Origin of the sequence: Pediococcus pentosaceus (assembly GCF_001437285.1) — a bacterium.
In the GTDB taxonomy this organism is placed as follows: Bacteria; Bacillota; Bacilli; order Lactobacillales; family Lactobacillaceae; genus Pediococcus; species Pediococcus pentosaceus.
Genome location: NZ_JQBF01000008.1, coordinates 1 through 19441 on the forward strand (window position 1 = coordinate 1; position 19441 = coordinate 19441).

At 39.8% G+C, this 19441-nt stretch carries 21 protein-coding genes, 1 other RNA gene, 1 pseudogene, 1 riboswitch and 1 other annotated feature; of the genes and pseudogenes, 18 read left to right on the plus strand and 5 right to left on the minus strand.

Annotation, left to right across the window (positions count from 1 at the left end; translation table 11 throughout):
• Positions 1 to 148 precede the first annotated feature (148 nt).
• Positions 149 to 517, minus strand: a transfer-messenger RNA (tmRNA) gene (gene ssrA, locus IV86_RS08630).
• 42 nt (positions 518 to 559) lie between these two features.
• Positions 560 to 709 (minus strand): hypothetical protein, encoded by a 150-nt coding sequence (locus tag IV86_RS08810; protein ID WP_011673131.1) that lies wholly within the window; start codon positions 707 to 709, stop codon positions 560 to 562.
• Positions 710 to 836: 127 nt separating this feature from the next.
• Between IV86_RS08810 and IV86_RS07470 the strand changes: the two genes are divergently transcribed.
• Together IV86_RS07470 and IV86_RS07475 are read left to right on the plus strand one after the other, a co-directional pair.
• Positions 837 to 1649: a LicD family protein gene (locus IV86_RS07470; RefSeq protein ID WP_023440168.1), complete on the plus strand. Its 813-nt coding sequence runs from the start codon at positions 837 to 839 to the stop codon at positions 1647 to 1649.
• 15 nt (positions 1650 to 1664) lie between these two features.
• Entirely contained in the window at positions 1665 to 2450 is a 786-nt protein-coding gene (locus tag IV86_RS07475; protein ID WP_011673132.1) for a TMEM175 family protein, read from the plus strand.
• An 18-nt stretch (positions 2451 to 2468) separates the two neighbouring features.
• On the opposite strand, the gene IV86_RS07480 is transcribed toward IV86_RS07475, so the two are convergent.
• Entirely contained in the window at positions 2469 to 3200 is a 732-nt protein-coding gene (locus tag IV86_RS07480) for an SDR family oxidoreductase (protein WP_056979494.1), read from the minus strand.
• A gap of 80 nt (positions 3201 to 3280) precedes the next feature.
• Between IV86_RS07480 and IV86_RS07485 the strand changes: the two genes are divergently transcribed.
• Complete coding sequence (locus tag IV86_RS07485) at positions 3281 to 3748, plus strand: MerR family transcriptional regulator (RefSeq protein WP_056979495.1); 468 nt, start codon at positions 3281 to 3283, stop codon at positions 3746 to 3748.
• Positions 3749 to 3810: 62 nt separating this feature from the next.
• Positions 3811 to 4050: a binding site (T-box leader), on the plus strand.
• A gap of 63 nt (positions 4051 to 4113) precedes the next feature.
• Complete coding sequence (asnS, locus tag IV86_RS07490; RefSeq protein WP_011673134.1) at positions 4114 to 5508, plus strand: asparagine--tRNA ligase; 1395 nt, start codon at positions 4114 to 4116, stop codon at positions 5506 to 5508.
• Between the two features lie 64 nt (positions 5509 to 5572).
• Here asnS and IV86_RS07495 read toward each other — a convergent pair whose 3' ends face one another.
• On the minus strand, positions 5573 to 6196 hold the full coding sequence (locus IV86_RS07495) for a MarC family protein (protein WP_002833969.1): 624 nt from the start codon (positions 6194 to 6196) through the stop codon (positions 5573 to 5575).
• A 463-nt stretch (positions 6197 to 6659) separates the two neighbouring features.
• Between IV86_RS07495 and IV86_RS07500 the strand changes: the two genes are divergently transcribed.
• Together IV86_RS07500 and IV86_RS07505 are read left to right on the plus strand one after the other, a co-directional pair.
• On the plus strand, positions 6660 to 7148 hold the full coding sequence (locus IV86_RS07500; protein WP_056979496.1) for a hypothetical protein: 489 nt from the start codon (positions 6660 to 6662) through the stop codon (positions 7146 to 7148).
• A 57-nt stretch (positions 7149 to 7205) separates the two neighbouring features.
• Positions 7206 to 8177, plus strand: coding sequence for a DUF916 domain-containing protein (locus IV86_RS07505; protein WP_056979497.1), 972 nt, complete (start codon positions 7206 to 7208; stop codon positions 8175 to 8177).
• 44 nt (positions 8178 to 8221) lie between these two features.
• Here the strand turns inward: IV86_RS07505 and IV86_RS07510 are convergent, their stop codons facing one another.
• Entirely contained in the window at positions 8222 to 8437 is a 216-nt protein-coding gene (locus IV86_RS07510; protein ID WP_002833966.1) for a CsbD family protein, read from the minus strand.
• A gap of 140 nt (positions 8438 to 8577) precedes the next feature.
• Positions 8578 to 8683, plus strand: a riboswitch (TPP riboswitch).
• Positions 8684 to 8763: 80 nt separating this feature from the next.
• On the opposite strand from IV86_RS07510, the gene thiM reads away from it, so the two are divergent.
• The 12 genes and pseudogenes from thiM (at position 8764) to IV86_RS07570 (ending at position 19441) form a co-directional block, all read left to right on the plus strand.
• A complete protein-coding gene (gene thiM / locus IV86_RS07515; protein ID WP_056979498.1) occupies positions 8764 to 9561 on the plus strand; it encodes a hydroxyethylthiazole kinase in 798 nt (265 codons plus the stop codon).
• Positions 9562 to 9564: 3 nt separating this feature from the next.
• A pseudogene (thiD, locus tag IV86_RS07520) lies at positions 9565 to 10381 on the plus strand (bifunctional hydroxymethylpyrimidine kinase/phosphomethylpyrimidine kinase).
• Positions 10378 to 11028 carry a thiamine phosphate synthase gene (gene thiE / locus IV86_RS07525; protein ID WP_056979499.1) on the plus strand — a complete coding sequence of 217 codons (651 nt, stop codon included), beginning with the start codon at positions 10378 to 10380 and terminating at the stop codon, positions 11026 to 11028. Before thiD ends, thiE begins: the two are co-directional and overlap by 4 nt.
• Positions 11029 to 11039: 11 nt before the next feature.
• Positions 11040 to 11714, plus strand: a complete 675-nt coding sequence (gene tenA / locus IV86_RS07530) for a thiaminase II (RefSeq protein ID WP_056979500.1) — start codon at positions 11040 to 11042, stop codon at positions 11712 to 11714.
• A gap of 119 nt (positions 11715 to 11833) precedes the next feature.
• Positions 11834 to 13588, plus strand: a complete 1755-nt coding sequence (gene recQ, locus IV86_RS07535; protein WP_056979501.1) for a DNA helicase RecQ — start codon at positions 11834 to 11836, stop codon at positions 13586 to 13588.
• An 89-nt stretch (positions 13589 to 13677) separates the two neighbouring features.
• A complete protein-coding gene (locus IV86_RS07540) occupies positions 13678 to 14379 on the plus strand; it encodes a matrixin family metalloprotease (protein ID WP_055126127.1) in 702 nt (233 codons plus the stop codon).
• A gap of 172 nt (positions 14380 to 14551) precedes the next feature.
• The gene (locus IV86_RS07545) at positions 14552 to 15679 is read left to right on the plus strand and encodes a serine hydrolase domain-containing protein (protein ID WP_056979502.1); all 1128 of its coding nucleotides are present in this window, start codon (positions 14552 to 14554) and stop codon (positions 15677 to 15679) included.
• Positions 15680 to 15694: 15 nt separating this feature from the next.
• On the plus strand, positions 15695 to 16480 hold the full coding sequence (locus IV86_RS07550; RefSeq protein ID WP_056979503.1) for a YveK family protein: 786 nt from the start codon (positions 15695 to 15697) through the stop codon (positions 16478 to 16480).
• Positions 16481 to 16489: 9 nt separating this feature from the next.
• Entirely contained in the window at positions 16490 to 17221 is a 732-nt protein-coding gene (locus IV86_RS07555) for a CpsD/CapB family tyrosine-protein kinase (protein WP_056979504.1), read from the plus strand.
• Positions 17222 to 17223: 2 nt separating this feature from the next.
• A complete protein-coding gene (locus IV86_RS07560) occupies positions 17224 to 18012 on the plus strand; it encodes a tyrosine-protein phosphatase (RefSeq protein ID WP_056979519.1) in 789 nt (262 codons plus the stop codon).
• Positions 18013 to 18023: 11 nt separating this feature from the next.
• The gene (locus tag IV86_RS07565) at positions 18024 to 18659 is read left to right on the plus strand and encodes a sugar transferase (protein ID WP_056979505.1); all 636 of its coding nucleotides are present in this window, start codon (positions 18024 to 18026) and stop codon (positions 18657 to 18659) included.
• A 2-nt stretch (positions 18660 to 18661) separates the two neighbouring features.
• Positions 18662 to 19441 carry a DUF4422 domain-containing protein gene (locus tag IV86_RS07570; RefSeq protein WP_056979506.1) on the plus strand — a complete coding sequence of 260 codons (780 nt, stop codon included), beginning with the start codon at positions 18662 to 18664 and terminating at the stop codon, positions 19439 to 19441.

The window sequence follows — 19441 nt, forward strand, 5'->3', positions numbered from 1 at the left end:
CCAATTCTCCCCTGAAAATTCGTTGCCATATTCGTTGCCATATTCGTTGCCATTTAATGTTATCTAGTAGAACTAGACAAAAAACTCTTTTTTGAAAGTCTTAATATATCAACGTTTTAACAGCTTATAACAAAGGATGAAACTTAAAAAATGGAGTCGGCGGGAGTCGAACCCGCGTCCAAGCATGTCGCCACCATGACATCTACATTCATATTCATACTACTTAAATTTCGCGAAATAAGACGCCGTATGTCGGGGCTTCATTAAAACGCTAGTCTGTAAATCCTCTTCTTAAGCACCCAGGCCAGTACTTAAGCGCAAGTCCACTTCATTTAGGACCCGTATCTAGCCCATGGACGAGACTAGGCGGATCTACGTCAAGCTACTATTAGGCAGCTAAAGCGTAAGAATTGTTATTATTTTTTGCAGTTATAATAAACTGAACGTTTTTACGTAGCCGTAACCTACGAAATGCAGTCATGGCTCGACCCATACCTGTCGAATCCATAACGACCCCAAAATAGAACCTATGATCTATTATATCATAGGATGCCAGGTTTTAACGGCGATTTTTATCGTTTTCAATCGGAATTGGTCGATAAGCTAACTGTTGTTGACCTTGGAGATTGTTTAAAAGACGGTCAAGCAATTCTGAATTTTGGAGGTTCTTTAAAAGGTAATCCAGCAAAGCATTTTTAGTTTTTTTCATGAGAAATTCCTCCTTCTATATGCACTCATCATAATACATGATTCAAGAAAGTCAAACAGTTTTGCCTATTGCTTAACTATTCCTTAAATGTCACAATTTAAGTAACTAGGAAAAGAGGAGGAGAGCCATGAGCCAGATTGATGAAATTCATCGAGTCGAGATTGAGATGTTAAAAGTTATTATCGAAATTTGCGATAAACATGATATTAAATACATGCTAATCGGTGGAACATTGCTGGGGGCGATCCGGCACGACGGATTTATTCCATGGGATGATGATGTCGATCTAGGGATGACGCGTGAAAATTACGACGAGTTCGCTAGGGTCGCGCCAGTTGAGTTCCAAAATACACATTACTTTATGCAAACAGCGGATACGGATCCCAATTTTGCATTTAGTTATATGAAGGTTTTAGATACTAATACTTATATAGAAGAAAAAAATAATGTTAATGATGCCCACAAGGGAATTTTTATTGATATTTTTCCTTTTGATAAGGTTCCTCGTCAACCTGAAATTCGCCAGGCAGTCTACAATCGCTTTAAGATTAATGACGCCGCAATTCTCGTACGACTAGGGTACAACATTATCAAAACACCGTTCCGTAAAGCGCCTAACGAGAAGCCTTTAGAGTTGTTCATGAGTGTAGCCAAGTTAAAAGAGCGACGTGAAAATATCATGCGCCTGTATGATAATGAGCCATTTCATCATTATAAAAATTATGCTTCTCAGTACGCCTATGATAAAGAAGTTTTAAGTCAGTCCGAATTAACAGAACTAACCACGCATAAGTTTGAATCCATTGAGGTTTCGATTCCCAAACACTACGACCGTATTTTGAAACGGATGTATGGTGATTACATGCAGCTGCCACCAGAAAAAGAGCGCGTTTCTAAGCACATTGATACGGTGATTATTAATGGAAAACGAATCGAATAGAACCGAGGAATTTTAATGGAAAAACTAAAAGAGCGCATGGATGCGTTTAGTGACGCGGTCATTGCGATTATCATTACAATTATGGTATTGGAATTGCCAATCCCCAAGCATGATTTATTTAGCGAATATATGCAATTTGGTAAAGCAGTTGGAATCTTTTTTATTAGTTTTTGTTTTGTAGCAAATATTTGGTACCAACATTCCATGTTATTTAATGATGCAAAAACAATGAATGATCATATTTTTATTCGGGAATTCATTTTTTTAGCTTTCTTAAGTTTGATGCCAATTTTTACAAAAATTATTACTTACGATACCAATCGGACAACAGTTTTAGCCTATGGAATTTTAAATATTATTGTTAATGGATTGTTTGTAAGGCTTAGCTATGCGGTCATCAAACAAAAATATACCGATCAACAAGATATTAAACGTATTTTTCATAAGGTCTACGGTAATCATAATAACTTTTTGGGTTATGCCAGTATTACCATCTTGGTTTTAGCGTACTTTTTTCCTAAAGCGATGGTGGTCGTTTACTTAGCGATGCCCGTTATTTCTTTTGTGACGACACGCCATGATTATACGGACTTACAAGATGTCGCACAGTTACCTAAAAATGAAAAGGAACAGTTCTTAGAGACGTCAGGTAGTAGTCTTCGTGAATTACGTCTAATGCAACGTGAAATTATGCGTAAATATCGTGGAAAAGGCCGCAATAATCCTGAAATGCAGGCCGAACTAACGGCGCTATTCCAGAGTCACCCAGAATTGAAAAATAAAAGAGGCCGTCGCTTTTAATGCGATGACCTCTTTTATTTAACTATCTTGACGAGTGGCTGCGATTGCTAATTCACGAATGTTAACCGCTTGTGGCATATCATAAATGAACTTAACACTTTCAGCAACATGTTTAGGATCCATCGTGATACCACCCATACTCTTTTTCCATTCGCCATAATCGACCAAGGCATTTTGGTCAGTAATGTGGGTGAGGAGTTCAGTTTCAGCAGCGCCTGGGGCAACCATTGAGATTCGGACATTTTTACCAGAAACTTCTTCTCGGATAGTTTCGCTAAGTCCATGAACACCGAATTTAGAAGCAACATAAGCCGCATGGTTAACGAAGGTCTTCTTACCAGCTAGGGATGACATATTAATGATGGTTCCATGTTCACGCTCTAACATGCTGGGCAAAACAATTTGGGTTCCATTTAAAACGCCCATAACATTAGTATCCAACATGGTTTGCCACTCGGTTGGGCTCTGGGTAGTCACGTTGCCTAATAGCATTACCCCAGCGTTGTTAACGAGTAAGTCAACTGGTCCAAATTTAGCTTCAGCATGATCAATAGCTGTTTTAAATTGAGCTTGATTTGTCACATCGACGCTTTCAATCATGACGTTTTCAAAGTTAAGTGGTAAAGCTTGAATCTTTTCAACTCGTCGACCTAGTAATAATTCAGGGTAACCTGCCTGATTAAAAATTTTGGCTATTTCTGCTCCAAAACCAGAGCTAGCGCCAGTAATAACAATTAATGGTTTATTCATATTATGTACCTACCTTTGTTTTATGATATATTTGATGTTACTACTTGGAGTTAACTCCAAGTCAAGGAGAAATTTTAAAAATGAAAACATATTTAATTGGTGATATTGCTAAAAAAATGAATGTAACAACCGATACTTTACGTTATTACGATAAAGAAGGGCTATTACCTTTTGCTAAAAGAGATGAAGCGGGTAGGCGAATTTTCACGGAAGATGATTTAGGATACGTGGAAGTGATTAACTGCCTGAAAAAATCGGCGGTGCCTGTCAAAAAAATTGGTCAATTCATCGAGTGGTGTATGCAAGGGGATCAAACCTTAGAACAACGCTATGACTTTATGGTTAAACGAGAAGCGGCCTTGGAACGCCAAATTAAAGAATTAGAAACGCAGCTCGCGTTCTTAAGATGGAAGAAGTGGTATTACGCCCGGGCTAAAGCCGCTAAAACGGAATCAGTTAATTTTAAACCAGGTACTCAGAGATCAGATCCGGCCTTATATGATCATTATCAAAAACTCCATCCTGCTTCAAATAAATTTATCGAGTAAAAGTGCGATTTGAAATTTACAAAACTGAATTTATATGCTAATCTAACGAGAAGTAGATATAATTATCAACCGTAAGAAGAACGAGTATTTAAAGCCCATAACTTAAAGCGAATTGAGGATAGTGCGAGCTCAAAAAGTTATTCTTTTAAGAAAAACATCTTCTTTGTTTCTAAGCTGAAATCACAGTAGGCTTAGACGGCCCGGCCCGTTACAGCTTGGAAAGTATTTCAATGCTTATTTTAAGATGTTTAATTTAATTAAACGAATTTTGGGTGGTACCGCGAAAGTCCTTCGTCCCTTCTGGGGAGGAGGACTTTTTTATTTGTACCGGACTTTTTACGAGGATAAGAATGGAGGATTTATTCATGGAAAACACATTAGTTAAAACACTCTACTCTCAAGCAGAACATGATGCTGACGTAGAAGTGGAAGTAACTGGCTGGTTAAAAACCATCCGTTCTTCAAAGAAAATCAGCTTTTTAGAAATTAACGATGGTTCTTACATCAAGAATGTTCAAGTTATCATGGACAACAATGCCCTTGAAAACTCTGAAGAAATTCGTAAGGCAGCAATCTATTCTACAATCAAAGTTGTGGGTAAAGTGGCTGATACACCTAAGGCTAAGCAACCATTTGAAATTCAAGCTAGTTCAATCACAATTTTAGGTAGCTCAAACAGTGACTACCCATTGCAAAAGAAGGAACATACTCCTGAATTCTTGCGGGAACAAGCTCATTTACGTCCTCGGACAAACACTTTCTATGCTGTTTTCCGGATTCGTTCATTGGTTTCTTTTGCTGTTCATCAATTCTTACAAAGCAACAACTTTGTTTACGTTAACACACCAATCATCACTAGCAGTGATACTGAAGGTGCCGGTGAAATGTTCAAGGTAACAACGCTAGATTTGAACAACTTACCTAAGAACGAAGCTGGGGAAGTAGATTCAAGCAAGGACTTCTTCAAACAACCTACCAACTTAACCGTTAGTGGACAATTGAATGCAGAAGCTTTTGCTTTGGCCTTTAGAAATGTTTATACATTTGGCCCAGCTTTTAGAGCTGAAAATTCACACACTACGCGTCATGCTTCAGAATTCTGGATGATTGAACCAGAAATGGCCTTTGCTAACCTTCAAGATATTATGAATACTTCTGAAGATTTGTTGAAGTATGTAGTTAACTATCTTTTGGAAAATGCTAAGGAAGAATTGGAATTCTTGAACGGTGCCGTTGATCCAGAATTAAAAGCTCGTTTGGAAGCTACTAAGGATGCTGACTTTGCCCGAGTTTCGTATACAGAAGCCATTGACATCTTAATGAATGCCGACCAAGAGTTTGAAAACCCAGTCGAATGGGGCATTGATTTACAAACTGAACACGAAAGATACTTAAGTGAAAAGGTATATCAAAAACCCGTCTTTATCACGGATTATCCTAAGGACATTAAGGCCTTCTACATGCGTGAAAATGAAGACCACAAGACTGTAGCTGCAGTTGACCTTTTGGTTCCTGGTATCGGTGAATTAATCGGTGGTAGTCAACGTGAAGAACGTCTCGACAAGATTAACGAAAAGATTGCCGAATTCCATCTCGATCCTAAGGAATACGAATGGTACGCTGAACTAAGAAAATACGGTGAAACTGAACATTCTGGTTTCGGAATTGGATTCGAAAGATTACTTATGTATGTAACCGGAATCGAAAACATCCGCGATGTAATTCCATTCCCTCGTACACCAGGGAATGCTAGTTTCTAATTTAATCGTTAAAATGAAAAGCACCCAATCACAGATTGGATGCTTTTTTGTTTGAAAAATTTTCCTACCAATGAAACGCCACCTGCACCCCCATAATCAACATCCGCACTCCAATCGTTGCCAGAATCAATCCCATTAACTTCGTAATCACGTTCATAATATTATTACCTAATTTGGCCATAATTTGTTCTCCGTAGATAAAAATGAAATAAGTAATGACCGATAGAACGACAAAAGCACTAATCACGATGAAGGGATTGGTACTACTCGACAAGTTCATAGTAGTGGCGATGGTTCCAGGACCAGCCAGCACCGGCATAGCCAGTGGAGAAATCGCTACGTCAGTATTATTACTGTTAATGGAATCCTTAACCGACTGCTTGGGATCATGCTGAATAGGGGACACGTTCCCTTGGATCATGTGATAACCAATCAAACCTAGAATGATTCCACCCATAATCCGTAAAGCTGAAAGATTAATACCAAAGATACTAAAAATGTAATTACCTAATAGCGCAAAAAGTGCCACAATCACGGTCGCAACGATGAAGGCTAAGCGCGCAATGGCATTGACTTCTTTTCTACTATTATCAGCAGTCAAACTCACAAACATGGGTAAGTTAGCAAAAGGGTTCATAATTGCGAAAAAGGCGGTAAATGATAGCAAGAAAGCTTGAACTAAATTCATAGTGCACCTCCGTTAATTAAGTTGAATTAGCTTAACTTAATTATATGGGGGAACGATTTAAAACCCAATTAATATGGCTGGTTAAGAAGGGAAAAGCGGTCTTTAAAGACGAATCTCCAAAAATACTCGATTTTTAAAAAAAGAGCTTGTATTTAACTAAACGTGTATAATATAATGCTTGTGAAGATAGATAACATTAGCCAGCACTTATCTATCTTTATGCGTTTTTATACATACTGAATGCTGGGATTCAGTATGTCAATATCCCTAAAGACGCCCTTAATTAAGAATTATAGTATTAATCCAAAATAGAGAAGGTTAAAAATTTTACATAAAAATAAGTTATTTATATATTATGAAGGTATTCACAATGTATAAATAAGAGTCATTAGTAACATTGGAATTATTGATGATTAGATTAGTTGTAGTATCGGGGAAGCAGATTAAAAAAAGGGGTATTAAGATGAAGAAAATTATTTTAAGTGCAATGTTATGTGGTGGTATGTTATTAGGTGTTGCCAATAGTGGTGTAGCTCATGCAGCTGATAAGCTAACCGGGAATACAACCGCAACTGCTACAGTTACTAAAGGTGATGTCACGTTAGACATTGATTCTGCAATCAATTTTGATCCACAACCTTTAAGTGGGGATGTAAACTTTGGTTCTCAAGATGTTAACTATAAAGTTACAGATTATTCTGGAGATACTAAAGGATACCAACTATCTGCTAAATTAGGTGACACAGATGCAACTCGTACGGTAAAAATTGGTGACACGACACTCTCTGATGCTGCAGCCGTAGTAGCATCTAAAGATTCTAATATCGTCGGGGAAAACGATGATAAATTATCTGTAAGCCTTGAATATAATGGAATAAAAGAAGTAAAGGACTATAGCACTGCTATTCAATGGAATTTAACTAAGACTCAAACAGAACAAATTACAGAATAGCACCATTATTCCGAGGAGAGACTTAGTTCTCTCTTCTTTTTTTGAAAAGAGATCGATATGAAAAAAATATTCACGTTGGTATTTATATTTGTAATCAGCATTCTAACTGCGACGAATGTACATGCTGATCATAAACTTGCTAGTTATTCAGTGACACCCATTTTTTCGGAACATCAGACGGATGGAGCCGATAGCTATTTTGACATCAAATGGCCACCAGCTAGTAAGGAATCATTTGGTATTAAAATCACAAATAATACTAAAAAGACCAAGCAATTTGAAATTGAAGTGAACAAAGCTCGGACTAATCGTAACGGTATTGTTGACTATTCTGATCATACTCCGGAAAAAGCTAATACAGTTTACAAATTAACTCAAATGATTAGGTTGCCTAAAGAAGTCGAAGTTGCTCCCAACAGTAGCCAAATTATTCATGGCAGCATTAGTTTTCCAGCTAAAGATTTCAATGGAATTTTGATGGCTGGATTACATTTTACGGAGAAAACGACAACAGCAAAGAAAAATACAGTTTCTAACACGGTTGCTTATAACATTCCGTTCGTAATCCGCGGAAATCATGACCAACGTCCCACACCACGGTTATCCCTAGATCAATTGAAGATGACTAAACCTAACTTGAGTACTTACGAATTAGATGCAAAGCTTACCAACCATCATCAAAATTTACTTAAGAGTGTCAAAACGGTTTCGTCCATCAAAAATATGGATAATAAAACCCTCAAAAAGGAAACTAAGCGGATTGACATTACGCCTGAAACAACTTTTGAGAATCCTATCCAAGTACCTAAAAATATCAAAGCAGGTCAATACAAGCTTGTTTTGACCATGCAACACGGAAAAGATCATTGGAAATTTGAAAAGAACTTCAAGATTAAGCCAGCTGATTTGAAGGTTGCTAAGCGCCATCAGATTCAAAATCATTCGGCCTTATTCATCGGACTGGCGGTAATTGCGCTCATCGTAATTGGCGGTGGCTGGATTATATTCAAGAAGCTAAAACGAAAATAGTTTTTTAACCCAAAAGAAGGCTCGCCGTTAAGCGAACCTTCTTTTTATTTGTCGTCTTTATGCATTTTATCTTTGAGTTCTTCCATGGCGCCTTCAGCTGATTCCTTGACGTCTTTAAGCTTATCTTTGACTTTACCAGTCATATTTTGAGCTTTACCTTTAGTTTCTTCTTTTTTGTCGCCAGTTACTTTGCCGGCACCTTCACGAACTTTACCTGTAACTCTATCTTTAGTGTTTTCCAATCTTTCGTTATCAGACATAAAACAATACCTCCTAAAAGTTAAGTTTTTTGGTTCATCTCCATTGTAGCAAGTCCACCATCTAAAGTAGTAATGATATGCTCAACTTGAGTCGATGGACAAAAAGTTGTATCATGAAACCGAATTCAAAATTTAATAAATATCTGCACTAGGGGTGTTCTTAGAAGAACTGAGATACGCTTGTTCAGCGTGATCCCTTTGAACCTGTAAGTTAGTACTTGCGAAGGAAAGTGTTTAATTGTTGAAACCAAAACCATCCTTCTGTCTACCAAAGGGTGGTTTTTTCGACATTAAGGGCAGTGATAGATATTGGTAAGGAGCTTATTATGAACCTTCAAGATATTGCCAAAATCCGGGAAGTTAATCCGGTAGTAGTTAATTATGCTAATTTTGTTACCCCATTTTTGGTGGCGAATGGCTTAAATGCGGTGGGAGCTTCTCCCATCATGAGTGATGAAGTCAGTGAAGCGGAGGAACTCGTCCAACTCGCATCGGCCGTGGTGATTAATGCTGGCACTTCTCGTAAAGAGAGCTGGCCACTGATGAATAAGCTGTGTGAAGCAGCTAATCAATATCAAAAACCACTCGTCTTAGATCCCGTCGCAGTCGGTGCCACCCAGTACCGCAAAGCCCTCAATTTGATGTTACTAGAAAAATATCATTTCGATGTGATTCGTGGAAATATCGGAGAAATCGCCGTTTTAGCCGGTATCGATTGGCAAACGCGCGGCATCGACGCTGGAAATGGGACCGGCGACATGAGCGCAGTTGTCCAAGCTTGTGCCCAGAAATTTAACAACGTGGTGATTGCTAGTGGTGAAGTCGATTATATCAGCGACGGTCAACAAGTGATTACGGTGCACAATAACACTAAGTTGTTACCAGCCATCGTGGGTTCCGGTGATTTATTATCCAGTATCGTAGGAGCGTTCAGCGCCGTAGCTGAAAACACCTTAAATGCTGCCGTTACCGCTAGTTTGGTTCTCTCGTGTGCGGGAGAACGCGCAGCGGCGCAACTCGACCAACAAAATCGACCAGGCAGTTTTTTGTCCTATCTTTTAGACGAATTAGCTAATATCACCCCTGAACAAGTTCAAGACCTTATGAAAATTGGAGAAGCATAAATCATGAAAAGTAAATTAGTACCTCAAGTTTTAACCATCGCCGGCACCGATAGTGGTGGTGGCGCCGGCATTCAAGCCGATATGAAGACAATGCAGGAGCGTCACGTTTTTTCGACCTGTGTGGTGGTGGCCGTTACCGCTCAAAACACGTTAGGCGTGCTCGATGTAGAAGTTATGCCCAAACGAATGATTGACCAACAATTTAAAGCCTTGGCGGAAGATCTAGATATCAAGGTAGCCAAGACTGGCATGCTCGCTAACACCGCGGTGGTAAACGCCGTGGTGGAAAACTATCAAAAATACGACTTTGGACCACTCGTCGTCGATCCCGTCATGATTGCTAAAGGGGGCGCAAAGCTCCTGAGTGATGATGCGATTGATGCCGTGCGTACCCAACTTGCACCGCTGGCTTACTTAATCACCCCCCAACTTACCGGAAGCAGAAAAATTAGCTGGGATGGAAATCAAAAATAATGCCGATGTGAAAGAGGCCGCTCGTCGCCTGCAACAACTCGGGGTTAAAAACGTCTTAATTAAGGGCGGTCATTTTAGTGATCAACCTGAAAGTCGAGATTACGTCCTATTTGAAAATGGCGAAGAAATGGAATTGACGGGACCCCGTTTTGAAACGAATAACACCCATGGCACAGGCGACACGATTTCTTCCGTGATTGTTGCCGAACTAGCCAAGGGAGCATCTTTGAAAGCAGCCTTGCGCACCGGTAAAGCATTTATCAATGCGGCGATTAGTGATGGGATTCAAGTTGGCCATGGACATGGTCCCTTGAACCATTGGGCTTATGGCGAGGAAGAACAATGAAATTCAATTCAGATATGTTAAAAATTTATTTTGTGGCCGGCACCCAAGATATTGCTAATAAGGCGGACTTCTTACCTAAAGTGGAAGAAATCTTACAAGCTGGAGCAACGGCCTTTCAACTACGGGAAAAGGGTTATAACAGTATCGATAATCCAGCTGAATTAACCGAACTGGCTGAAAAATGCCATCAGTTAACCCAAAAGTATCACGTACCGTTATTCATTGATGATGACGTGGACTTAGCTTTAGCCATTCATGCTGAAGGCATTCACGTGGGTCAAAAAGATGAAAAAATTGAGTCAGTTTTAAAACGGGTTCAGGGTTCGATGATTGTCGGGTTATCTTGTAACACCGAAGCGCAAGTCAAACAGGCTAACCAACTCGATGGAATTGATTATCTGGGAACCGGGACGGTCTTTGAAACGACTTCTAAAGCCGACGCGGGAGCCGCACTCGGTGTAGCCAAACTCCAAGAACTCGTCGAACTGAGTCGCTATCCAATCGTCGCCATCGGGGGTATCACGCTTGATAATCTCCCCCAGACGATGGCTACGGGAATCAAAGGCTTTGCGGCCATTAGTATGTTTACGCAGATGACGGCAGTGCCCACTCAAATGCAAAAAATTAAAGCGATCGTTAAGGGATGAGGAGGAAAGTTATGTTTTCAGCACGTTTAAAAGCAATTGCTCAACCAGTCCTCGCCGATATTGAAAATCATCCATTCGTGCGAGGAATTCAAGCGGGCGCCGTTCCGGCAGCGGCCTTAATGGTCTACGTTGAACAGGATACCTGTTTTTTAGATGCTTTCGCCAAAGTCTATGCGGGCGCCCTTTCCAAATGTACTACTAAAGACCAGATGCGCTTTTTTGAGGAACAGATTCGCTACACTTTAAATGACGAAGCTGGTGCGCATCAAATCCTATGTGACATCGCTGGTCAAAAGCTTAGCGACCATCAACATGCCGAACAGCGACCAATTACCTACCTATATAATGAGCATCTTTTTAACGCTTTACGAACGGGAGATTTAATCGACTTAATTGCGGCAATGTTACCTTGTCCTTGGACGTATACTGAAATTAGTCAGCAAATTGTGGACGGAGCAGCACCAGATAATCCCTTCTTACCATGGATTGAATTTTATCAACCCCAACCAGGTCAAATTGATGACAGCATGGTAAAAACTTTATTTGGTATGGTTGACGAATTAGCACTAGATCTCAGCGAGGAACGCCAACATGAAATCGAACAACGTTTCTTGCGAAGTTGCGAATTAGAGTATGAATTTTGGGAACAAGCATACTATCAAAAAGATTGGAAATATAAAAATTAGGCCAAGCGTGTTAGTATAAAAGTAAATAGGTGACGAATTTAAGAGGAGGTGACTTAATTGTCAGACTCCTTTTATTATTTACCCGTCATTAACAACCCAGAGAGAAGAAGAGGAATTACATGAATCCACAGGCAGTTTTGAAATCAAATTTTGGATATGATGCGTTTCGACCAGGGCAGGAGCAAGCCATCAACGCAGTTTTGGACCACCAAAACGTTTTGGCCGTCATGCCAACGGGCGGAGGAAAATCACTGTGTTACCAAATTCCAGCCTTGATGCAGGCCGGACTAACCTTAGTTATTTCGCCTTTGATTTCTTTGATGAAAGATCAAGTTGATGCTCTAGCAGCCAACGGAATTGATGCCACCTTCATCAATAGCTCCTTAGATTATGCGGAAATCAAAGAGCGGTTTAGCCAAGCGCGCCAGGGTGCGGTGAAGCTGCTTTATATTTCACCAGAACGCCTCGATTCCGAATACTTTGATCGTTTAGCAGAACTACCGATTGATTTGATTGCCATCGATGAAGCCCACTGTATTTCACAGTGGGGGCATGATTTTCGACCGAGCTATCTAAAATTAACGGATATCATCCATCATCTTCCGACTCGACCAACGATTATCGCTCTCACTGCTACGGCAACAACCCGAGTAGCTGAGGATATTAAGCAACGCTTAGCCATCCAACAGGAAGTTCAAACTGGATTTGCCCGACCTAATCTTTCGTTTAAAGTCGTCAAGGATCAAGACAGCGACCGTTTTTTGATCGATTACTTAAAATTGAATCCAGATCAATCGGGCATCATCTACGCCAGCACGGTGAAAGAGGTCGAACGCCTCCATCGCCTTTTAACTAAAAAGCATTTCCAAGTGGCCATGTATCATGGACAACTTTCGAAAGAAGAACGTCGGCAAAATCAAGACGACTTTCTGTATGACCGAGTGCTAGTTATGATTGCAACCAACGCGTTTGGGATGGGGATTGATAAGAGTAACGTGCGCTTTGTCATCCACGACCAGATTCCGGGTAGCATCGAATCCTACTATCAAGAAGCGGGGCGTGCGGGGCGAGACGGACTACCCAGTGAAGCCATCTTGTTATACAAATTGCGCGACGTTCAGATTCAGCACTACTATATCGAACAATCTGAACGAGACGAAGCCAGCATGACGATGGAATACCAAAAGCTACAGGCGATGAGTCAGTATGGTAATACGCAAAAGTGTTTACAGCGCTACATTCTAAATTACTTCAATGAGGATGCTCCAGACTGTGGGCAATGTAGCAACTGTTTGGATACACGAGCTCTACAAGACGTGACGATTGAGGCTCAGCAAGTGTTGTCTTGTATCCGGCGAATGGGGGAACGGTTTGGAAAAGAAATGGTCGCCCTTGTACTGACGGGTTCGAAAAATCAGCGGGTAAAACAGCTGCACTATGAAAAATTGTCGACATACGGTTTAATGCAGCAACGGACCAAGAAGAGCGTGACCGAATTAATCGATTTTCTCACAGCGGCTGGATACATCACCCCAGACGGCAGCCAGTTTCCCGTCTTGAAAATCACCGAGGAGGGCTTACGCGTTCTTTTAGGTCAGCAAAAAGTTGCTCGAAAAGTGGCACTTAAGGCAAATAAGTCCTTACCAGAAAACGATGCGTTGTTTGAAGAATTGCGGGCGCTTCGTCGGGAACTAGCTGAAAAGCAAAACGTTCCACCGTTTGTCATCTTTTCCGATCAAACTTTGCACGATATGTGTACAGTCATGCCAGACACCCTCGATGAAATGTTAGATGTAAAAGGAATCGGGGAAAGCAAACTCCAAAAATATGGTGAACAGTTCTTCCAAATTTTACGAAATTATCAAGAAGCTTAGTATTTGTTAAAGTGCTGAGCTTTTTTTGTTAGAATTTATAAGGATAGGTATAAAATGTTGCTACTGCCAATGAGTGAGGAGAATGCTACTTGCGAATCAGAACACTGCTAACCTGGTTGTTGCTTTTCTTGGGAGCAACGTGGGTCATCAAAAATAACATAGTCCAGATACCAGATAATGTGCAACAGACATTTCGAAACGGAGTTAGTCGGGTGACGACTAACTTAAATTCGATTTTGGATTCAAACTGGAATTTTAATCAGAACAAGACGTCGACCAAAAAGGATGTCAGCGACGACGCAACCCCGGTGGAATCGATTGTCAAAAACAAAAATTTATCGAATAAATACTACTACAGTTATCAAGCGGGAACCCCGGAGGCTGTCCAGAACGTTTTTAAGCGCGCCATTGCGACTTACAATGCCACGGGGATTGTTAAAATTGTTCCGGGAGCGGAACAAGGCTGGCTAAATCATTTAGAGCTGGGAACCTATCGTAAAAATGTACCGCTAAACCAATCCCGCACAATTGAGCTAGGGATTGGTGGGCCAAAAATTATGGAACAAACGGGTGTAGTTAGTCGAATCGCTAACCATGCGTCCGCCAAACTCAACATTTACTACAACAAAGCCGTTTCACAAGCCGTCGCCACCCATGAAGTAGGGCATGCCTTGGGCTTAGACCACAGCCAAGCTGAGGATTCGGTCATGTACCCGTTGGATCGCGAGCAAACGGCTTTATCACCAGCCGACCTTGCGGGGTTAAAATCAATTTATGGAGAAACTAAGTAAGAGCTACTAATGCAAATTAGGAGCTCTTTTATTTTGTTACAAAACATTACGGCAATATTACAATATGGAGTAAATGCCCGATAACAAAGTCCGTTTTCGGGTTAAGACGTTGAAAATTTATAGATTAAATGATAGATTTAATTGTGACTTATTAAAAATGGAGAGATACTGTATGAAAAAAACACTAACGTGGTTAGGAGTGGCGGTTGGTTTGTTAGCCGTTTTTGCTGGTGCAGGGTTCGGTGTAACCTTGGTCAATAAGGACTCACTTGCTACACATATGATTGCAAAGTACACGGGAAAAAGTAATGTTTCCTCAAGTAGTTCTAGTACCACATCTTCTTCAGTAGAAGACTCAGCAACCTTAAAAGTTGCTAAGAGTTCCAATTTAGATTCGATTTTAAATAATGGTGAATATAACGGTTCAGCAGCCTTAGCGACGGGTAAGAAGATTCTTACTAGCTCACGTGGCTATGCTAACCATGCTGCTAAAAATGAAATGACGGCGGATAGTCAATTTTTAGTAGGAAAAATCCAAGATACGATTAATGCTGGGATTATCATGCATTTAATTGATACAGGCAAAGTTAAGCTCAACGATAAGCTTTCAAAGTATGACAGCGAAGTCGCTGGAGCGGAATCCGTGAAGGTCGCCGATGTGATGAATCAGACTTCGGGGATTACAGCAGATACCATCTCTAGTAGTGGTAAGGCTAAGAGCTTAATCAAAGAAGTTAATGCAAATGCTACCTATGATTCGACAATGCAAGGAACTTTTGCAGACTCTAGAGCCAATACCATTTTACAAGCGGCGATCATCGAAAAAGCTACTGGCGAATCATATCATTCAGTTGTCAGTGATCTGATTGATCAGTTAGAGCTCTCCAATACCGCTTGGGGAATGAAAAATAAGACTGTCGATTACTATCGGGTGGATGATGTAGGTTCAGCATCGAAGGTAAGCAACTCCACTTTAGATACAGCGGAACTCAACCGCTTGGGTAGCGACCAGTTGGTGAGCTCGCCAGCCGATATTGCTCAGCTGTATAACTACCTATTTAATAGTGATTATGTTTCCAGTTCGACTTTAGATAAAGCCTTCGGTCAGGCTAGTGGTCATGTAGCTGGCTTTGCGGTCAAGGGGGATGCCTTGAGTCTCACTCAAGCCGTGAGTGGCGGAAGAAACCGTATCGAATGGAATCTTAAGAAACAGGCCGGAACATTCCTATTTAGTAACTACATCAATGGGGAAAATAACCTGTCATCAATTTCGAAAAATATGTTTGATTACCTAAAATAAACCTTGGAGGAACTCATGGAATCAGTAGAATCACAACAAATTAGTATCGGTCAGATTTTGTCGATACTACGTAAACACATTGGATTAATTTTTGCTAGTACGTTTATCGTAACTTTGTTAGCCGCTTTTATGACTTTTTTTGTTATGACACCAAAGTACAGTGCTACGACTCAAATTTTGGTTAACCGTAAATTGTCAGATGATATGGCGGGCGCCCAATTACAACAAACTCAAGCCGATGTTCAAATGATTAGTACATATAAAGATATCATTACCAGTCCCACGGTTTTGAAGACAGTTAACACTAAATTACAAGGCCAGCCTGGCTATGAAAAGGGTGATGTTGATAGTTTAAAGGGGTCACTTTCAGTTAATAGTCAACAAAACTCTCAAGTCTTCTCCATTACCGCTAAGAGTACCAATCCTAATACAGCAGCTAAGATGGCGAACGAAACAGCCACAACTTTCAAGAATAAAGTGGTTAAGATTATGAGTATTAATAACGTGTCGATTGTTTCGAAGGCGACCCCTGATGACCAACCCGTCAGTCCAAGAACCAAGCTAAACATTGCAGCTGGGTTAGTAATTGGTTTACTTTTAGGAATCGGATTAGCATTCTTACGTGAATTTAGTGATCGAACCGTTACTTCTGAAGAATTCTTAACCGATGAATTAGGACTTAAGGGTCTGGGAATTATTAGTGAAATTAATGAACGAGATATTCGTCGTAAAATCACACCGAAACTTAATGTATCTTCGAATGAAGACGACGGACAATCTAGAATGCGGAGAAGGGTATAGGTAATCGAAATGTTTAAGAAAAAACAAAAGTCAGATAACGAAAGTCTTAAAAATGGTGTAGGATTAGTTACCTTTACTGATCCTACTTCCACGATTGCAGAACAATTTAGAACCGTACGGACTAACATTCAATTTTCATCAGTTGATAAGGCGTTGAAATCAATTGTCTTTACTTCATCCGCACCATCGGAAGGGAAGTCCACCGTAAGTAACAACGTGGCAGTCACTTGGGCGGATCAAGGCAAGCGCGTTTTAATTGTCGATGCGGATATGCGTCGTCCTACTGTGCATCGTACCTTTAGTGTTAGTAATGCAGTGGGGTTGAGTAACCTTCTAGCAGAGACTGGCAGCTTGGAAAATGCCATCCATGAAACAATCATTAATAATCTTTCGGTAATGCCAAGTGGACCGATTCCACCTAATCCATCGGAATTATTAGGTTCGACCAAGATGGCTGCTCTCTTAGACCAATTAACTGGAGCTTATGATTTAGTAATCATCGATGCCCCACCTGTTAATACAGTAACCGACGCCCAAGTTCTAGCAGCCCGCGCCGACGGAACAATTTTGGTTGTCCCTCAAGGAATTGCCGATAAGGCCGGGGTGCGTCATGCTAAGCAATTACTTGAAGCAGTTCAAGCTAACATTCTAGGGGCAATCTTAAACCGAGCAACCGCTGAAAAATCAACGGGATATTATGGTGGTTACTATGGTGGTTATTACGGAACGGATGATAAATAATGATGAATTTAATTGATTTACATTGCCATATACTGCCAGGTGTCGACGACGGTGCCAAAGATTTACCGATGGCACTCGACATGGCCCGTGAAGCAGTTAAACAAAACATTACGCACATTTTATTAACTCCGCATCACATGGACGGCATGTATATGAACCATAAAGCAGATGTGATTCGTAAAACAGCGGCTTTCCAACAAGAACTAGATGCGGCGGGGATTCCTTTGACGGTTTTTCCAGGTCAAGAAGTTCATTTGACGGGAGAACTGTTAGATGCAATCGATAGTGATGATATCTTGTTTATGGATGAGGGAGGCAAGTATTTGTTATTAGAACTGCCTCACAGTGGAATTCCAGAATACACAGAAACCGTAATTTTTGAATTGTTGGCTCGGGGAATTACTCCGGTAATTGCCCATCCAGAGCGCAACCATGGCTTTCAAAAAAATCCCGATCGGGTGTATGACTTTGTGGAGATGGGATGCTTAACCCAACTCACTAGTAGTAGTTATCTGGGAGTATTTGGAGAAAAGGTAGAACAGTTAACGCAAAAAATTATTGATGCACGTTTAGGCTTTGTCTTTTCATCCGATGCGCACAATTTTGAAGGACGGCGTTTTCTAATGCAAGACGCTTTTAATAAATTAATTAAAGAAACGTCAGATCGGAAGGCCGAACTTTTCAACTATAATGCTAAGTCAATTGTGAATGGGGATTCAATTAAGACGGAAAGCATTCTGCACGTGTCTTCAACAAAGACAAAGAAAAAAAAGAAGTTTTGGCTATTTTAAAGGAGAAGAAAATGCCCCAGTCAAAAATTAACGGCTCTTACTATTTAGGTGTTAAAAGAGTGATGGATGTAACTTTAGCTGGACTTGCATTAATAGTGTTAAGTCCAGTTTTTCTCGTGGTTTTAATTATAAATCAAGTCGATAAAAGTGATCGTGGACCCTTATTCTATAAACAAATTAGAATGGGGTATCACGGTGAAAAATTTGGTATGTATAAATTTAGATCGATGGTTGTTAATGCAGATGAAAAATTGCATGCTGATAAAGAATTATATGCAAAGTACGTTGCTAACAACTATAAATTAGAGCCAGCTGATGATCCTCGAATTACAAAAGTAGGTGCTTTTTTACGTAAAACTTCAATTGATGAAATTCCTCAGTTTATTAATATCTTGAGAGGTGATATGAGTTTAGTTGGACCACGACCAGTAGTTGAAGCCGAATTAGTTGAATATGATGCAGAAAAATTATTGTCAGTAAAACCGGGTGCAATGGGATTATGGCAAGCTAGTGGACGAAGTGAAATTGGCTATCCAGAGCGAGCAGAAATTGAAATGGAATACATTGATAATGCGTCTCTAGGCTTTGATATCAAGATAATGTTTATGAACTTATTCAATATTTTTAGAGGGAAAGGTGCTTACTAGTAATGAAAATAAAGGTAATGGTAGCGGCCCATAAAGAATTTCCGATGCCAGAAAATAAAGATTTATATATGCCAGTATTAGTAGGTGCGGCTAAAAATTATAAAGAAGAAATCGATTATCAAAGAGATGATGAGGGAGAAAACATCTCTTTAAAGAATCCTAATTTTAATGAATTAACTGCGGTATATTGGGCATGGAAAAACTTAGATGCAGATGCAATTGGTTTAGTACATTACCGTCGATTGTTTAGTAAAGGCGGTAAAAGAGAATTAGATAATATTCTTAATAAAGAACAAATTGAGCAATTATTAGATAGAGCGCCAATTGTATTACCTAAGAAAAGAAAGTATTACATTGAATCTAATTATTCACATTATGTACATGCGCATCATAAAGAACCTCTTGATGAAACTAGAAAAGTTATTCAAAAGAATTATCCTAAATATTTAAATGCTTTTGATTTAGTAATGAAGCAAAAATCGGCCCATATGTTTAATATGTTTATTATGAAAAATAAAGAATTTAAACAATATGCGAATTGGTTATTTGACGTTCTCTTTGAAGTTAAAAAAAACGTAAATATATCCGAATATTCTGTTCAGGAAGCTAGAGTATTCGGATATATCTCTGAACTTTTGCTGGATGTATGGATTGAAACAAATAATAAGAGGTATATTGAAACTAATTGGATTCAAATTGGAAATCGGAAGTTAATATTAAAGGCGTTAAATTTCTTGAAAAGGAAGTTTAGTAGTAGTTCTGAAAAGAAGACCCACTTTTAG

Bases quoted from the DNA above. Each gene is read 5' to 3' on its own strand.
- IV86_RS08810 (WP_011673131.1), bottom strand. From the start codon at position 709: ATGAAAAAAACTAAAAATGCTTTGCTGGATTACCTTTTAAAGAACCTC.
- IV86_RS07570 (WP_056979506.1), top strand. From the start codon at position 18,662: ATGAAAATAAAGGTAATGGTAGCGGCCCATAAAGAATTTCCGATGCCA.
- thiM (WP_056979498.1), top strand. From the start codon at position 8,764: ATGAACCTTCAAGATATTGCCAAAATCCGGGAAGTTAATCCGGTAGTA.
- tenA (WP_056979500.1), top strand. From the start codon at position 11,040: ATGTTTTCAGCACGTTTAAAAGCAATTGCTCAACCAGTCCTCGCCGAT.
- IV86_RS07510 (WP_002833966.1), bottom strand. From the start codon at position 8,437: ATGTCTGATAACGAAAGATTGGAAAACACTAAAGATAGAGTTACAGGT.
- IV86_RS07505 (WP_056979497.1), top strand. From the start codon at position 7,206: ATGAAAAAAATATTCACGTTGGTATTTATATTTGTAATCAGCATTCTA.
- thiE (WP_056979499.1), top strand. From the start codon at position 10,378: ATGAAATTCAATTCAGATATGTTAAAAATTTATTTTGTGGCCGGCACC.
- asnS (WP_011673134.1), top strand. From the start codon at position 4,114: ATGGAAAACACATTAGTTAAAACACTCTACTCTCAAGCAGAACATGAT.
- IV86_RS07475 (WP_011673132.1), top strand. From the start codon at position 1,665: ATGGAAAAACTAAAAGAGCGCATGGATGCGTTTAGTGACGCGGTCATT.
- IV86_RS07470 (WP_023440168.1), top strand. From the start codon at position 837: ATGAGCCAGATTGATGAAATTCATCGAGTCGAGATTGAGATGTTAAAA.
- IV86_RS07500 (WP_056979496.1), top strand. From the start codon at position 6,660: ATGAAGAAAATTATTTTAAGTGCAATGTTATGTGGTGGTATGTTATTA.
- IV86_RS07560 (WP_056979519.1), top strand. From the start codon at position 17,224: ATGAATTTAATTGATTTACATTGCCATATACTGCCAGGTGTCGACGAC.
- IV86_RS07550 (WP_056979503.1), top strand. From the start codon at position 15,695: ATGGAATCAGTAGAATCACAACAAATTAGTATCGGTCAGATTTTGTCG.
- IV86_RS07495 (WP_002833969.1), bottom strand. From the start codon at position 6,196: ATGAATTTAGTTCAAGCTTTCTTGCTATCATTTACCGCCTTTTTCGCA.
- IV86_RS07565 (WP_056979505.1), top strand. From the start codon at position 18,024: ATGCCCCAGTCAAAAATTAACGGCTCTTACTATTTAGGTGTTAAAAGA.
- IV86_RS07555 (WP_056979504.1), top strand. From the start codon at position 16,490: ATGTTTAAGAAAAAACAAAAGTCAGATAACGAAAGTCTTAAAAATGGT.
- IV86_RS07485 (WP_056979495.1), top strand. From the start codon at position 3,281: ATGAAAACATATTTAATTGGTGATATTGCTAAAAAAATGAATGTAACA.
- IV86_RS07545 (WP_056979502.1), top strand. From the start codon at position 14,552: ATGAAAAAAACACTAACGTGGTTAGGAGTGGCGGTTGGTTTGTTAGCC.
- recQ (WP_056979501.1), top strand. From the start codon at position 11,834: ATGAATCCACAGGCAGTTTTGAAATCAAATTTTGGATATGATGCGTTT.
- IV86_RS07480 (WP_056979494.1), bottom strand. From the start codon at position 3,200: ATGAATAAACCATTAATTGTTATTACTGGCGCTAGCTCTGGTTTTGGA.